Raw genomic sequence first — 14,368 nt, forward strand, 5'->3', positions numbered from 1 at the left:
GGGGGCTTCACTATAAGCGGTCTATTTCTCACAATTTTTACAGAGCCCTCTTGATCTTTTTTATTCACCTTGTATCATTCTGCCCCCGTTTAACTCTGGGTTCCCTAACCCCAACAACCTAACTAAAAAGGAAATACAATGAAACTTCACTTTTCAAACGAACAACGTCGTTCGCTAATTTTATTAGCCTTATTCCATATTTTTATCATTACATTGAGTAATTATTTAGTTCAAATTGCCTTCGAAATAAAAATTCCCTTCACTGATTTAGTTATTCCAACGACTTGGGGAACATTTTCTTTCCCATTTATTTTTTTAGCTACTGATTTAACGGTACGTGTCTTTGGTGCTTCGCTCGCCCGAAAAATTATTTTTACGGTGATGATTCCTGCACTTATTATTAGTTATATTATCTCTGTACTCTTTTTTGAAGGGCAATTCCAAACCTTTTCCGCATTACTCACATTTAATTTATTTGTTTTTCGAATAGCATTAGCCAGCTTTCTTGCTTATGCTGTTGGACAATTAATGGATATTTTCGTATTTAACCGATTACGTCAAGGAAAAGCCTGGTGGCTTGCCCCTGCAAGTTCAACTACATTCGGTAGCTTAATTGATACTTTTATTTTCTTTGCCGTTGCTTTTTATCGTAGTGATGATCCTTTTATGGCGGAACATTGGTTTACTATTGGCTCGGTTGATTATTCCTTTAAACTATTTGTGAGCCTGCTACTATTTGTTCCCCTTTATGGCGTATTACTTAATTTTCTTATTAAAAAATTTCATTTATCGACAAAATAGCGCATCAACAAGCGGTGAGTTTATGAAAAAAGTTACCACTAAATATAAAATGCTATAAATACAGATTATTGAAAGCCCCTATTTCTTATTGAAATAGGGGCTTTTTCATTATTAGGCACTAGGCAATCTTCATTTTACTTTTCTAATGCTTTTTCTATCAAAAATTGAGAAAGCATTGGTACTGGACGCCCCGTAGCACCTTTCGCCGCACCTGTTTTCCACGCTGTACCTGCAATATCCAAATGAGCCCAGGTGTATTTTTTTGCAAAATTAGATAAAAATACGCCTGCAGTAATTGCACCACCATAGCTTCCGCCAATGTTAGCAAGATCTGCAAAATTGGATTTAAGTTGCTCTTGATAGTCTTCACCCATTGGTAAACGCCAAGCTCTATCATCGGCTTGCTCTGATGCATTTAATAAATCGTGAGCTAAACTATTATGCGTTGAAATAAGCCCTGTGGTATGCATTCCAAGGGCAACAACACAAGCACCCGTTAATGTTGCGACATCAATAACTAATTCAGGATCAAAACGCTCCACATAAGTTAGTACATCACACAATACCAAACGCCCTTCCGCATCAGTGTTTAATACTTCAACTGTTAGCCCAGACATCGTCGTTAAAATATCACCAGGGCGATAGGCGTTGCCATCGGGCATATTCTCGCACCCAGCTAAAATACCGATAACATTTAGTGGCAATTTCATTTCTGCAATGGCTTTCATTGTTCCATATACAGATGCCGCTCCCCCCATATCATATTTCATTTCGTCCATTGCGGCTGAAGGTTTAATCGAAATGCCACCTGAATCAAAGGTCATTCCTTTTCCGACTAACACAATCGGTTTTGCCTTAGGATCAGGGTGATTATTATAATGAATAAGTGACATATAGGCAGGATTCTGTGAGCCTTGAGAAACCGCTAAGTAAGCATTCATTCCCAATGTTTTCATTTCTTCTTCGTCGACCACTGTCGTTGTTATTTTCTCGTAGCTTTCCGCCAATTTTCTCGCACAATTCGCAAGATATTCGGGGGTACATACATTCGGCGGACAATTTGCTACATTTTTTGCAAAAATCACACCTGAAGCGACCGCTTTACCTTGCTCCAACGCTTGCTCTGCAATAGATAATTCTTTACGACTCGCAATATTAAATGCTACTTTACGCAATTCACGATGGACTTCGGGTTTTATGCTTTTAAACTCAGTATAGGAATAACTTGCTTCTTGCATTGCTTCAACGGCAAAACGCACATTCCAATAGATTGAACGGGCTTTAACGTGTAATTCAGTTAAACAACATACAATCTCTGTCGAACCCGTATTATTAACGACCTGCAACATAGTTTGAATAACTTGCTTATACTGTCGTTCAGTTAGTTCTCGCTCTTTGCCACACCCCACCAATAACACTCGTTCCGCAGGAACATTAGGTAAATGATGTAACAATAACGTTTGCCCAACTTTTCCTTCCAAATCGCCTTTTTTGAGTAAAGCACTGATATAGCCTTCACTTAGCTTATCTAATTGTTCTGCCGCAGATGATAAACGGCGGGGTTCGTAGACCCCAACAACTAAACACGCTGTACGTTGTTTTTCAACGGATCCATTTTTCACACTAAATTCCATAATTCCTCCCGTGATTTTTTTTACATAAAAGGGTATGATGGCATATTTACAAGCGCCCCTTTGCAACAAATAATTTGCAAAAATTTTTCTAAATCTAACCGCTTGAACTTGCACATAAATTGTGGGGCGTAAAACTACGCTCTTACACTGAAATTGCAAGAACTAATTTATTAAATTGAGAACAATGTTGTGATTTTAAGCCGATATTTAACGAAAGAAATTTTTAAAAGCCAAATAGCGATACTTTTCATATTGTTAGTCATCTTTTTTAGCCAACAATTAGTTCGTGTATTGAACTCCGCTGTGAGTGGGAGAGTACCTACGGACTTAGTGTTAAGCCTACTTGGATTAGGTATGCCAACAATGGCACAACTGATGTTGCCATTATCACTTTTTATTGCACTTTTACTAACTTTAGGCAGATTTTATACCGAAAGCGAAATTACTGTAATGCGAGCCTGTGGCGTTGGGCAATCACTATTAGTGAAAGTCGCTCTCTTTCTCTCACTTTTTACCACTGCTCTAGCCGTTTATAATGTATTTTGGCTAACACCGTGGGCAATCAATAAACAAAGTGAAATGTTAGCAGAAGCTAAAGCGAACCCACGTTTTACTGCACTAACATCTGGACAATTTATGTCTGCAGGGGGCTATGTGCTATTTATTGACAACATAAAAGAAAATAGCATTAACGATATTTATATTTTTCAGCCAGCTCAAATGAAAAAAAATAAACCCTCAGTCGTGGTGGCAGAATCTGGACAATTACAAGGTTTACCAAATGGCGATCAATTACTCACGCTAACTAACAGCACTCGTTACGAAGGCACACCACAAACTGCTGATTTCCGCATTTCTAGCTTTGATAATTATTCAGCTTACTTAGGCTATCAAGATGTAGAAACCGATGAAAAATTAGTTCAACGTGCTGATTTTAATAATTTAATTCACAACAAATCCCCCGAGGCACAATCAGAACTACAGTGGCGTATTGCTCTAATTCTAGCCGTTCCAATAATGGCATTACTTGCTGTGCCAATGAGTAGCGTCAATCCACGTCAGGGCAGATTTGCAAAATTACTCCCTGCTCTTTTACTCTATTTAATCTATTTTCTACTGCAAAGCTCGCTCAAATCCGCAGGCAGTGCAGGCAAAATCGACACTAATTTACTGATGCCATTAGTTTCTGTTGCTTTCCTCATTTTAGGGCTACTTCTTAATAGTTGGAACAGCAAATGGTTGTTCGCCCTACGTTATCGTTTACAAAAAAAGGGGTAATTTAGATGAATGTATTAGAACGTTATATCGGTAAAACTATCCTTGGTTCAATACTGCTCACCCTATTTTTACTGGTAGGATTAGGCGCTATTATCAAATTTGTCGAAGAATTTCGTGCTGTTGGACAGGGATCTTACGATGGCTTACACGCAGCCTATTACACTTTTTTAACAATCCCTAAAGATATTGAAACGTTTTTCCCAATTGCCGCTCTACTTGGTTCACTAATGGGACTTGGTGGATTAGCAAGTCGCAGTGAGTTAGTTGTAATGCAAGCCTCAGGTTTTTCACGTTTTCGGATTGGGCTTGCAGTAATGAAAACAGCTATTCCCCTTGTTATTTTTACGATGGTTATTGGTGAATGGGGTGTACCACAAACAGAACAATTTGCTCGCAATATGCGTTCCCTTGCTCAAAGCGGAGGCACAATGCTCTCTACCAAAGGGGGTTTTTGGGCAAAAGATGGTAATAACTTTATTTATATTCAAAAAATAAGCGACCCACAACATCTTAACGAAATGCTAATTTATGAATTTGATCAACGCACATTGAAATCTATTTTAAAAGCCAAACAAGCGGTTTATCAAGATAATCACTGGCAACTCAAGCAAATTGAAAAATCTATAATTGAGCAAGATCAGATCACTCAAATAAAAACCACCGAACAGCTTTGGCAAACAACTATTACCCCAAGTAAATTAGGGGTAGTTTCTCTCAAGCCTGAATCCTTATCCATTTCAGGTTTAGCTGATTATGTTGGTTTTTTAAAAGAGACAGGGCAAGATCCAAAACGCTTTGAAATAACCCTTTGGCATAAAATTTTTCAGCCCATTTCAATGGCTGTTATGATGTTATTAGCCATTTCATTTATTTTTGGACCACTTCGCAGCAGTACAATGGGCGCTAAAATTGTGATTGGTATTTTGGCAGGCTTTGTATTTTACGTTTCTAACATTGTATTTGGCAATTTGAGCCTTGTCGTTTCTTGGATCCCAGTGCCTGTTGGGGCAATTACCCCAAGTTTACTCTGCTTACTCATCATCTGGTGGCTGTTAGGTAAGAAAAGAGATTAAATCTCAATGGCTTTTCTTCTTGATGATTTATCACAAAAGAAAAGCCCAATTTCAACCAACAAGCGGTCGTTTTACCCAAAATTTTGCACATTCTTCTTTACGCCTGACCATAACAAGTCAAGCTGCTTAGGAATACTTAGGAATAATAATAGTTAAATATGACACAACCACGTTTTGTTCATCTTAAAGTTCACAGCGATTTCTCAATGATCGATGGCGTTGCTAAAGTCAAACCGTTAATCAAAGCCTGTGTTACCAACAATATGGTCGCTATGGCATTAACAGATTTTACTAACTTTTACGGCTTAGTTCGCTTTTACGGAGAAGCTCTAAGTTCTGGGGTTAAACCCATTATTGGTGTTGATGTAATGGTTCGCCCAACACCTGAAAGTGAAGATTATTATGAATTAACGCTTCTTGCCAAAAACAATACAGGCTATCACAACATTACACTACTGATTTCCCGAGCCTATCAACAAGGTTATTTTGAGTTCCCTTTGCTTGAAAAAGCGTGGCTTGCAGAACTAAATGAAGGGATTATTATTCTTTCAGGCGGGCGTAACGGTGATGTTGGTAAAGCACTTCTGAAAGAAAACCAAACTGAAGCAGAAAATTTACTGCAATTTTATCAACAATATTTCCCTAATCACTATTATTTATCCCTATGCCGAACAGGACGCTCAGACGAAGAACGGTATATTCAACAAGCGGTCAAATTCGCCCATAAATTTGCATTACCCGTAGTTGCCGTAAACGATGTTGTTTTCCTGCACACGGACGATTTTGATGCTCACGAAATTCGTGTTGCCATTCACGATAGCTACACATTAGACGACCCAAAACGTCCACAAAAATACTCTCCACAGCAATATTTTCGCAGTGAAGAGGAGATGTGTCAGCTGTTTGATGATATTCCGCAAGCCTTAGAAAATACCCTACTAATTGCTCAACGTTGTAATGTAACTATTCGATTAGGCGAATATTTTCTGCCTAATTTCCCCACTGGAGATCTTTCTACAGAAGAATATTTAATCAAAAAATCCCAAGAAGGTTTAGAAGAAAGATTAGAATTTCTCTTTCCCGATCCCGAAATTCGGGCAAGCAAGCGGTCTGTTTATGATGAAAGATTGCAAATTGAACTTGATGTAATTAACCAGATGGGCTTTCCTGGCTACTTTTTGATCGTTATGGAATTTATCCAATGGTCCAAAGATAACAATATTCCAGTAGGCCCAGGACGAGGTTCTGGGGCAGGCTCTTTGGTTGCTTATGCTTTAAAAATTACTGATCTTGACCCATTAGAATTCGACCTCCTTTTTGAGCGTTTTCTGAATCCAGAGCGGGTTTCAATGCCCGATTTTGACGTAGATTTTTGTATGGACGGACGAGATCGAGTTATTGAACACGTTTCTGAAACCTACGGTCGCCAAGCGGTTTCACAAATTATCACTTTCGGAACAATGGCTGCCAAAGCAGTGATTCGAGATGTTGGGCGAGTACTCGGACACCCTTATAGTTTTGTGGATCGCATTTCAAAATTAATTCCGCCAGATCCTGGAATGACTCTGGCTAAAGCCTTTGATGCCGAACCAAAACTACAAGAACTCTATGATACTGATGAAGAAGTTGAAGCCTTAATTGATATGGCTCGTAAACTTGAAGGCGTTACACGAAATGTAGGTAAGCACGCTGGGGGGGTGGTGATTGCGCCAACGACTATTACTGATTTTTCCCCACTTTATTATGACTCTCAAGGACAACACCCTGTTACCCATTTTGATAAAAATGATGTGGAATATGCGGGGCTTGTTAAATTTGACTTTTTAGGCTTACGTACCCTGACTATTATCAAATGGGCGTTGGAAATGATCAATCAACGCCGTTCACAAGAAGGGAAAGATCCTATTCGCATTGAAAGTATTCCACTTGATGATAAGAAATCTTTCGATCTGTTAAAAGCGGCGAAAACGACAGCCGTTTTTCAGCTAGAATCTCGGGGAATGAAAGACCTTATTTCTCGTCTACAGCCAAGTAATTTTGAAGATATTATCGCTCTAGTTGCCTTATTCCGCCCTGGTCCATTAGAAGCAGGAATGGTACAAAATTTTATTGACCGTAAACACGGTAAAGAGCCTATTGCTTACCCTGATCCAGAAAATCAGCACGAAAGTTTGCAACCGATTTTAGAGCCAACCTATGGCATTATTGTCTATCAAGAACAAGTAATGCAAATCGCCCAAGTTCTGGCTGGGTACACATTAGGTGGTGCAGATTTATTACGCCGAGCAATGGGTAAGAAAAAGCCTGAAGAAATGGCAGCACAGCGTTCTATTTTCAAAACAGGGGCAGAAAAAAAAGGTATTAAGGGCGAGCTTGCAGAAAAAATATTTGACCTTGTAGAAAAATTCGCAGGCTATGGTTTTAATAAATCACACTCAGCAGCTTACGCTCTTGTTTCTTATCAAACTTTATGGCTAAAAACCCACTATCCCGCTGAGTTTATGGCAGCGGTAATGACCTCCGAGTTAGATAATACCGATAAGATCGTCGGTTTTTACGATGAATGTATCAATATGGGACTCACAGTTGTACCACCCGATATCAACAGTGGGCAGCACCGCTTTAGTGTGAATGAAAAAGGCGAAATTGTGTATGGCTTAGGCGCAATTAAAGGCGTAGGCGAAGGGCCTATTGATGCCATTTTAGACGCTCGCAATCAAGGTGGTATTTTCAAAGATCTCTTTGATCTAACCGCTCGGGTGGATTTGAAAAAAGTTAATCGCCGGACCTTTGAAAGTTTAATTATGGCGGGGGCGTTTGATAAACTTGGGCCTCACCGAGCTGCATTGATGAAAAATTTAGAAGATGCACTTAAAGCCTCCGATCAACATAGCAAAATGGAAGCGCTCGGACAGAGCGATATGTTTGGTGTACTCACCGAGACCGCTGAAGAAGTCCAAAATGCGTACGCCAATACGCCCAAATGGACAGAACAAGCGGTACTTGAAGGAGAAAAATCTACATTAGGAATTTACCTAAGTGGACACCCTATTGGTCGTTTCTTAAAAGAACTAGCCCATTATGCCCCTACCCGTTTAAATGAAATTCAACCAACTTATCGAGGACAAACTGCAACCGTTGCCGGCCTGGTAATGTCATCTCGCATTACTGTGACGAAAAAAGGAAACCGCATTGGCATTGCAACTATTGAAGATCGCTCAGGTAAGCTAGATATTATGCTCTTTTCTGAAGCACTCGAAAAATTTGGTCACTTACTGCAAAAAGATAATATTATCATTGCAAGCGGTTCAATCCAAACTGATGATTTTAATGGGGGACTAAAAATGTCTGCTCGAGAAATTCTCTCATTAGATGATGCTCGTATTGGACAAGCTAAAAGCCTTGCTCTTGCTATCTCACAAGAACAAGTAACGCCGAATTTTATTAACAAACTCACCGCTCTTATTCAACCTCATAAAGATGGTGTTATACCACTACATTTTTACTATCATAGCCCAAATGGACGTGCATTAGTGCGTGGTGGAGTAGAATGGCGTATTATGCCAAAAGAAGAACTCCTCTCTTCACTCAAAAATTTATTAGGTGAAACTGCCGTAGAGCTTGAATTTGAATAACGTTAGCAGATGCTTTAACAATAGAAATAATTAGGGAAAAATAAAATGTTACGCCATATCTATACGGTTCTTACCTATTTACTTCAGCCGTTTATCTTAATATTAATGTGCCAACGGGGACGTAAATTACCAGAATATCGCAAGCGGTTACTCGAACGCTATGGCTTTTATTACAATATATCTTCTCCGCAAGCAAGGGGAATCGTTATCCATGCAGCCTCTGTTGGAGAAGTTATTGCAGCTACCCCATTGGTTAAAGCCATTCAGCAGGCATACCCTGATTTATCAATCACAGTAACCACCGTTACTCCAACAGGTTCAACGCAAGTAAAAGCTGCTTTTGGCCATTCTGTTTCTCATATTTATCTCCCTTACGATCTACCTGATGCCATTAACCGTTTTCTCAATTTCGTTAATCCAAAACTGTTTATTGTGATTGAAACCGAACTTTGGCCCAATTTAATTCATCAAATTAAAAAGCGCCATATTCCTTTTATTATTGCTAATGCTCGATTATCGCCTCGTTCAGCAAAGCGTTATGGTTGGGTAAAAAAACATTTAAAATCAATGTGGGACAATATTGATCTGATACTTGCCCAAGATGCCGTAAGTGCCGAACGTTATCTTGAACTAGGCTTTAATCCAAAACATTTAATTAATACTGGAAATCTTAAATTCGACTTAGAAATTACGACTGAGCTACTGATGAAAGTCATTCAAACTCGTATTGATTTAAATATGACTGGTCGCCCAGTCTGGATTGCGGGTAGCACCCACGAAGGAGAAGAAAAACTAATTTTAGAAGCTCATCAGGCATTACTAGAATACTATCCCCATTTAGTTCTGATCCTCGTGCCTCGCCACCCTGAACGGTTTGATAGCGTTGAAGATTTACTCAAAAAAATGCAAATTCCCTATATCAAGCGCTCAGATTACCAGCCACTTTTACCAAATACCCAAGTGCTGCTTGGCGACACTATGGGGGAGATGATGCTACTCTACGGCTTAGCTAAAATTTCATTCATTGGCGGAAGCCTAGTTAAACACGGCGGACACAATCCTCTTGAACCCATTGCTTTTGAACTGCCCGTTATTTCAGGCATTCATACCTTTAATTTCCCCGAAGTATTTACCAAATTACGCAATGTCAATGGTGTTGTAGAAATTAGCAGTGAGAAAGAAGAGCTTATCAAAGCTGTAAATTATTTCCTTGCACACCCAGAGCTAGGCAAAAAAATCAGCCAAGCTGGTTTTTCTGTATTAAAAGAAAATCAAGGGGCATTAAAACGCCACCTAAATTATTTAGCACCTTATTTACAATAAGCTATAATCAATCAATGAACGATAACAAACAACAAAAAATGACAAAACCCATAATTTATGCAGGAACATTTGATCCTATTACCAATGGACACTTAGATATTATTCAGAGAGCCTCTGCATTATTTGAACAGATCATCGTTGCCGTTGCAAAAAATCCAAGCAAACAACCGCTTTTTAACCTAGCTCAACGTATTGAATTAGTCAAAAAAAGTTGCCAGCATCTCCCCAATATTAAAGTTATGGGATTTGAACAGCTTTTAGCTGATTTTGCCCTACAACATAATGCCATTGCACTTCTTCGAGGCATTCGTGGAAGTAATGATCTTGATTATGAAATTGGGCTTGCTCAATTAAATCATCAGCTTGCAGGCAAACTGGATACCGTTTTTCTTCCTCCCTCTATTGAATGGCGACATCTCTCCTCAACAATGGTGCGAGAAATTTACCGCCATCACGGAAATGTTGAACAATTTGTGCCAAATGCAGTCTATCAAGCGTTAGAAACACTCAAAGAAAAAGAATTAAGGAAAGAAAATGAGTCAAAATAAACAGAATTTAATTTGGATCGATCTTGAAATGACTGGGCTTGATCCTGAAAAAGAACGTATTATTGAAATTGCCACGATTGTAACTGACAAAGATCTCAATATTCTTGCGGAAGGCCCAGTACTTGCTATTCATCAACCAGATGAGTTATTAAATAAAATGAGTGAATGGTGTACCACAACACATACTGCGAATGGCTTAATTGAGCGGGTTAAACAGAGCAAACTCAACGAACGTGCCGCTGAATTACAAACCTTAGATTTTCTAAAAAAATGGGTGTCTAAAGGCGCTTCACCTATTTGTGGCAACAGTATTGCTCAAGACAAACGTTTTTTATACAAATATATGCCTGATTTAGCTGACTATTTTCACTATCGCCATTTAGATGTGAGTACATTAAAAGAGCTAGCCACACGCTGGAAACCTGAAATATTCAACCAATTTTCTAAGAAAAATACCCATTTAGCTTTAGATGATATTAAAGAATCTATTGAAGAATTAAAATTTTATCGTACACACTTTATCAATTTGGCTGACAATGAATAATACGTTCTATCTAAAAAATGAAGAAGCATTGCTCCAATTCGGGGAATGCCTTGCAATTCAATTTCGTGATTATTTAAACAAAAGCACGAGCAACTCTCTTGTCATTTACCTAAATGGTGAATTAGGAGCAGGTAAAACGACCCTTACTCGTAGTATTGTTCGCACATTTGGTCATCAAGGCAATGTAAAAAGCCCGACTTATACTCTCGTTGAAGAATACATACTTCCACCATTTTCGCTTTACCATTTTGATTTATATCGTTTAGCAGATCCTGAAGAACTTGAGTTTATGGGGATTCGTGATTATTTTAAAGCACAAACGCTCTGCTTACTTGAATGGGCAAACTGTGGACTCGGAATGATTCCCCCAGCTGATTTTATTATTCAATTAGATTATGCAGAACAAGGACGTAACCTACAACTTCTGCCACAAAATGCTAAAGCAGATGAGCTATTTCGCAAATTTTTAAACAATCAGACCGCTTGTAAAATATAAAAGAATAAAGGAAGACTATGAGAAATAAATTTTTTACCTGCCTAAGTGCAACTACCTTGTTACTCTTTAGTATTCAAAGTTACGCACGCACAATTATTGCTATTGATGCAGGACACGGAGGAAAAGACCCGGGCGCAATGAGTAAGAATTTAGGTATAAAAGAAAAAGATGTAACCCTTTCTATTGCTAGAGAATTAAAAGCATTACTTGATGCCGATCCTAATTTTAAAGCAATTATGACTCGTAATAGTGATAAATTTATCCAACTTCCTGAAAGAACAGAAATTGCTCGAAAATCCCGAGCAAACTATTTAGTTTCTATTCACGCCGATTCATCTCCTAATTCTAGTGATATGAAAGGGGCTTCTGTATGGGTGTTATCTAATAGACGAGCTAATGATGAGCTAGGCAAATGGATGGAAGATCACGAAAAACAATCTGAATTACTTGGGGGGGCTGGCTCAGTATTATCAACTACTAACGAACGCTATTTAAGCCAAACCGTACTAGATTTACAGTTTTCTCACTCACAACGTTCAGGCTATGAACTAGGAAAAACAGTATTACGCCGATTAAGTAATATCACCGCATTAGCAAAAAGTGTTCCACAACACGCCAGCCTCAGTGTATTACGTTCGCCGGATATCCCCTCTATTTTAATTGAAACGGGGTTTTTATCGAATGCAACCGAAGAACAAAAACTATCCAGAGTCTCTTATCATCGCCAAATTGCTCGAGCTATTTACAACGGGCTAGTAGAATATCGTAGCCGATATTCAGGCTATGTTGTGCCAAAATCTGTCTTTAAAGAAGACACACCTGAAAAGGCTAAACCTTCTACTAATGATAAATCGGTAAATACCAACAAAAATGCTCAAGTAGAAAAAACGAAAAAGCAAGATAGAAAAGCGACTAACGAAAAAACTTCCGTATTGAGTGAAACAAAAACGAAAAAAGAGGTTACTGTAAAAGAGAATAGAAATAAAGAAAGTGCTAAGAAAGAACAAACAAAGACTATCAACCCAAATGCTACGCAACACATTGTAGGGCAAGATGAAACGCTCTACTCTATTGCAAGAATGTATAAAACTACGCCTGAAAAATTGAGCCAGTTAAACGGGATTAAAGATAATAAAATCGTAGTAGGCAAAAAGTTGAAAATAAGATAATCTTATTTTCCTAATAAAACATAAAAAGGTTGCTCTACTGCAACCTTTTTATGCATTTATACGATTAGCTAGCTAATTTTCTTAGCCAACATTGTTACAAATTTTAATTGAATACGATTGCCGTTTTCATCAGTTTTATGTAAATGCCCTAATTCTTCATTATATTTTATCATTTCCCAGCCTTGGTAATAATCAGCTAGCTCATTCTCTTTAAACGTAAATGAAAATGGCATTGAACAAGGGTATTCTACAGTATCCATTGCACATACAATCAAATTGTAGCCATTGATTTTAGTATTAGCCTGCATATTTTTAATGATTGCAGGAATACGATCTCGCTGTAAAAACATCATCACTACAGTAGAAATAATTAAATCATAACTCCCGCTAATATCAGCCTGGTTAATATCATAAATTGCGGTATGAAGATGTTTAATCTCTTCTTGAGTAATTATCCGATTTAAAAATCCAATACTTTCACTGCTATGATCTACTGCTGTTACATCAAATCCAAGTGAATTCAAATAAAGTGAATTTCTACCTCGCCCACAACCAAGATCTAATGCGGTCCCCGAAGAAATGTATTTAACTGCACTTAGGACTTCTGAATGGGTCACCGTCAAATTATATTTTTTAACAAAATAATCCTGTGGCTGACAATAAAAAGCAAGTTGGCACCTTAAATCATCAGTTAAAGGCTCAACTTTATGCCAAACTTGTGGGGAAACAAATGCGCTTTGATTATCCACATCAAACACCTGCTGCTGAACAATCTCACCTTGCTCGGTTAGCTCACTATATCTTATTGCCCCTTGCAATATCGTTAATTTAGCCCAAGTTCCAGCCTTTGTATTATGCTGTTCTTGAAACATTTGTGGCAGGCTATCTTTCGTCCAAACTGGCATCTGTTTATAGCAAATTAAATCTTGCATACTTGCTCCTATAAGAAAAATTACACTTAATCATATCCTTTTATTGCTAACACAGACAATAAAAAAACCGACTATTTTAGTCGGCTTTTACAAGCGGTTTGATTATCATCAAATTTTTACCGTTTTAAACTGTCGGGCAAAATAAACGAGACTGTGGTTTGGAGTAGATTGAATTGCTGAAAGCGCTACAATAAAAATAGTATGAGAACCAACAGCATACATTTCTACAATTTTTCCCTCTAAATTAGCAATCGCTGTATCTAGCTTAGGTATTCCTTTTTCATTTTCAGACCAAATATCCCACGAAAAACGTTCTTCCATTGTGCTGTTTTCCATTCCTGCAAAATGCTTAGCTAAATCAGCCTGCTCGTGATTTAACACATTAACGCACACCTCACCATTTCGCTTTAATATATCGTGTAATTCGCTTTGCTGATTCACACAAAATAGTAGTGTTGGAGGGCTATCGCTCACAGAGGTTACGGAAGAAACCGTAATGCCTATTTTTCCTGCCTCACCATTACTGGTTACAATATGTACAGACGCCGATAAATGAGCCATTGCATCACGAAATTGTTGTGAAAAATCCGCCATTATTATTCTTTCCAAACAACATGATATTCACGATTTTCTGCATCGTGAGAAATTAAAAAACGGGCAAAAATATCGTCCATTACATCATTTTCATTAACCAGCCCAACCCACACTTCAGCAAATGCCTCAGGGTCAATCAATGTACCAATTTCTTGATCCCAATTTTCGCTGGTTTCAACCATTTCCACAGCGCCTCGCTCTTCAAACTGTAAATTAAACAGTAAAATATCTGCAGGATCTAAATTCTCTCCCGCCATTTCTAAAAAAATATCATACGCAATATCAATCGCTTCATCAGGGGTCAATTTTGTTATCATTAAATACCTTCAACACTTAAAATT

At 38.2% G+C, this 14,368-nt stretch carries 13 protein-coding genes; 9 read left to right on the forward strand and 4 right to left on the reverse strand.

All coding sequences use genetic code 11. The annotated features are described in order from the left end of the window. Nucleotides 1-138: 138 nt before the first annotated feature. Nucleotides 139-801, forward strand: a complete 663-nt coding sequence (locus tag A6B43_RS02445) for a 7-cyano-7-deazaguanine/7-aminomethyl-7-deazaguanine transporter (protein WP_124211720.1) — start codon at nucleotides 139-141, stop codon at nucleotides 799-801. A 134-nt stretch (nucleotides 802-935) separates the two neighbouring features. Here A6B43_RS02445 and pepA read toward each other — a convergent pair whose 3' ends face one another. Beyond that, nucleotides 936-2,435 (reverse strand): leucyl aminopeptidase, encoded by a 1,500-nt coding sequence (gene pepA, locus A6B43_RS02450; protein ID WP_124211721.1) that lies wholly within the window; start codon nucleotides 2,433-2,435, stop codon nucleotides 936-938. 189 nt (nucleotides 2,436-2,624) lie between these two features. Between pepA and lptF the strand changes: the two genes are divergently transcribed. From lptF to A6B43_RS02490, 8 genes are all read left to right on the forward strand, one after another. Then, nucleotides 2,625-3,713: an LPS export ABC transporter permease LptF gene (gene lptF, locus A6B43_RS02455; RefSeq protein WP_124211722.1), complete on the forward strand. Its 1,089-nt coding sequence runs from the start codon at nucleotides 2,625-2,627 to the stop codon at nucleotides 3,711-3,713. A 5-nt stretch (nucleotides 3,714-3,718) separates the two neighbouring features. Next, nucleotides 3,719-4,786 (forward strand): LPS export ABC transporter permease LptG, encoded by a 1,068-nt coding sequence (lptG, locus tag A6B43_RS02460; RefSeq protein WP_124211723.1) that lies wholly within the window; start codon nucleotides 3,719-3,721, stop codon nucleotides 4,784-4,786. Nucleotides 4,787-4,944: 158 nt separating this feature from the next. Beyond that, nucleotides 4,945-8,421, forward strand: a complete 3,477-nt coding sequence (gene dnaE / locus A6B43_RS02465) for a DNA polymerase III subunit alpha (protein ID WP_124211724.1) — start codon at nucleotides 4,945-4,947, stop codon at nucleotides 8,419-8,421. A gap of 45 nt (nucleotides 8,422-8,466) precedes the next feature. Continuing rightward, on the forward strand, nucleotides 8,467-9,744 hold the full coding sequence (gene waaA / locus A6B43_RS02470; protein ID WP_124211725.1) for a lipid IV(A) 3-deoxy-D-manno-octulosonic acid transferase: 1,278 nt from the start codon (nucleotides 8,467-8,469) through the stop codon (nucleotides 9,742-9,744). Between the two features lie 38 nt (nucleotides 9,745-9,782). Further along, nucleotides 9,783-10,292 carry a pantetheine-phosphate adenylyltransferase gene (gene coaD / locus A6B43_RS02475; RefSeq protein ID WP_124211726.1) on the forward strand — a complete coding sequence of 170 codons (510 nt, stop codon included), beginning with the start codon at nucleotides 9,783-9,785 and terminating at the stop codon, nucleotides 10,290-10,292. Then, nucleotides 10,279-10,836, forward strand: a complete 558-nt coding sequence (orn, locus tag A6B43_RS02480) for an oligoribonuclease (protein ID WP_124211727.1) — start codon at nucleotides 10,279-10,281, stop codon at nucleotides 10,834-10,836. Before coaD ends, orn begins: the two co-directional genes overlap by 14 nt. Next, nucleotides 10,829-11,332, forward strand: coding sequence for a tRNA (adenosine(37)-N6)-threonylcarbamoyltransferase complex ATPase subunit type 1 TsaE (gene tsaE / locus A6B43_RS02485; RefSeq protein WP_124211728.1), 504 nt, complete (start codon nucleotides 10,829-10,831; stop codon nucleotides 11,330-11,332). The genes orn and tsaE overlap by 8 nt, the downstream gene beginning before the upstream one ends. A 17-nt stretch (nucleotides 11,333-11,349) precedes the next feature. Beyond that, the gene (locus A6B43_RS02490; protein ID WP_124211729.1) at nucleotides 11,350-12,501 is read left to right on the forward strand and encodes an N-acetylmuramoyl-L-alanine amidase; all 1,152 of its coding nucleotides are present in this window, start codon (nucleotides 11,350-11,352) and stop codon (nucleotides 12,499-12,501) included. 68 nt (nucleotides 12,502-12,569) lie between these two features. On the opposite strand, the gene tehB is transcribed toward A6B43_RS02490, so the two are convergent. The 3 genes from tehB to A6B43_RS02505 all read right to left on the reverse strand — a co-directional run bounded on the left by tehB (nucleotide 12,570) and on the right by A6B43_RS02505 (nucleotide 14,341). Beyond that, nucleotides 12,570-13,433 (reverse strand): SAM-dependent methyltransferase TehB, encoded by an 864-nt coding sequence (gene tehB, locus A6B43_RS02495; protein WP_124211730.1) that lies wholly within the window; start codon nucleotides 13,431-13,433, stop codon nucleotides 12,570-12,572. Between the two features lie 108 nt (nucleotides 13,434-13,541). Beyond that, nucleotides 13,542-14,054: a 4-hydroxyphenylacetate 3-monooxygenase, reductase component gene (gene hpaC, locus A6B43_RS02500; RefSeq protein WP_418902978.1), complete on the reverse strand. Its 513-nt coding sequence runs from the start codon at nucleotides 14,052-14,054 to the stop codon at nucleotides 13,542-13,544. Then, the gene (locus A6B43_RS02505; RefSeq protein ID WP_124211771.1) at nucleotides 14,030-14,341 is read right to left on the reverse strand and encodes an HI1450 family dsDNA-mimic protein; all 312 of its coding nucleotides are present in this window, start codon (nucleotides 14,339-14,341) and stop codon (nucleotides 14,030-14,032) included. Before A6B43_RS02505 ends, hpaC begins: the two co-directional genes overlap by 25 nt. Nucleotides 14,342-14,368: the final 27 nt, after the last annotated feature.

The sequence above is a fragment of the Vespertiliibacter pulmonis genome, assembly GCF_013377275.1.
In the GTDB taxonomy this organism is placed as follows: domain Bacteria; phylum Pseudomonadota; class Gammaproteobacteria; order Enterobacterales; family Pasteurellaceae; genus Vespertiliibacter; species Vespertiliibacter pulmonis.

Excerpts from the sequence above, each read along its gene's own strand:
- tsaE (WP_124211728.1), top strand. The coding sequence starts at position 10,829 with ATGAATAATACGTTCTATCTAAAAAATGAAGAAGCATTGCTCCAATTC.
- pepA (WP_124211721.1), bottom strand. The coding sequence starts at position 2,435 with ATGGAATTTAGTGTGAAAAATGGATCCGTTGAAAAACAACGTACAGCG.
- waaA (WP_124211725.1), top strand. The coding sequence starts at position 8,467 with ATGTTACGCCATATCTATACGGTTCTTACCTATTTACTTCAGCCGTTT.
- dnaE (WP_124211724.1), top strand. The coding sequence starts at position 4,945 with ATGACACAACCACGTTTTGTTCATCTTAAAGTTCACAGCGATTTCTCA.
- tehB (WP_124211730.1), bottom strand. The coding sequence starts at position 13,433 with ATGCAAGATTTAATTTGCTATAAACAGATGCCAGTTTGGACGAAAGAT.
- A6B43_RS02445 (WP_124211720.1), top strand. The coding sequence starts at position 139 with ATGAAACTTCACTTTTCAAACGAACAACGTCGTTCGCTAATTTTATTA.
- lptG (WP_124211723.1), top strand. The coding sequence starts at position 3,719 with ATGAATGTATTAGAACGTTATATCGGTAAAACTATCCTTGGTTCAATA.
- coaD (WP_124211726.1), top strand. The coding sequence starts at position 9,783 with ATGACAAAACCCATAATTTATGCAGGAACATTTGATCCTATTACCAAT.
- orn (WP_124211727.1), top strand. The coding sequence starts at position 10,279 with ATGAGTCAAAATAAACAGAATTTAATTTGGATCGATCTTGAAATGACT.
- A6B43_RS02490 (WP_124211729.1), top strand. The coding sequence starts at position 11,350 with ATGAGAAATAAATTTTTTACCTGCCTAAGTGCAACTACCTTGTTACTC.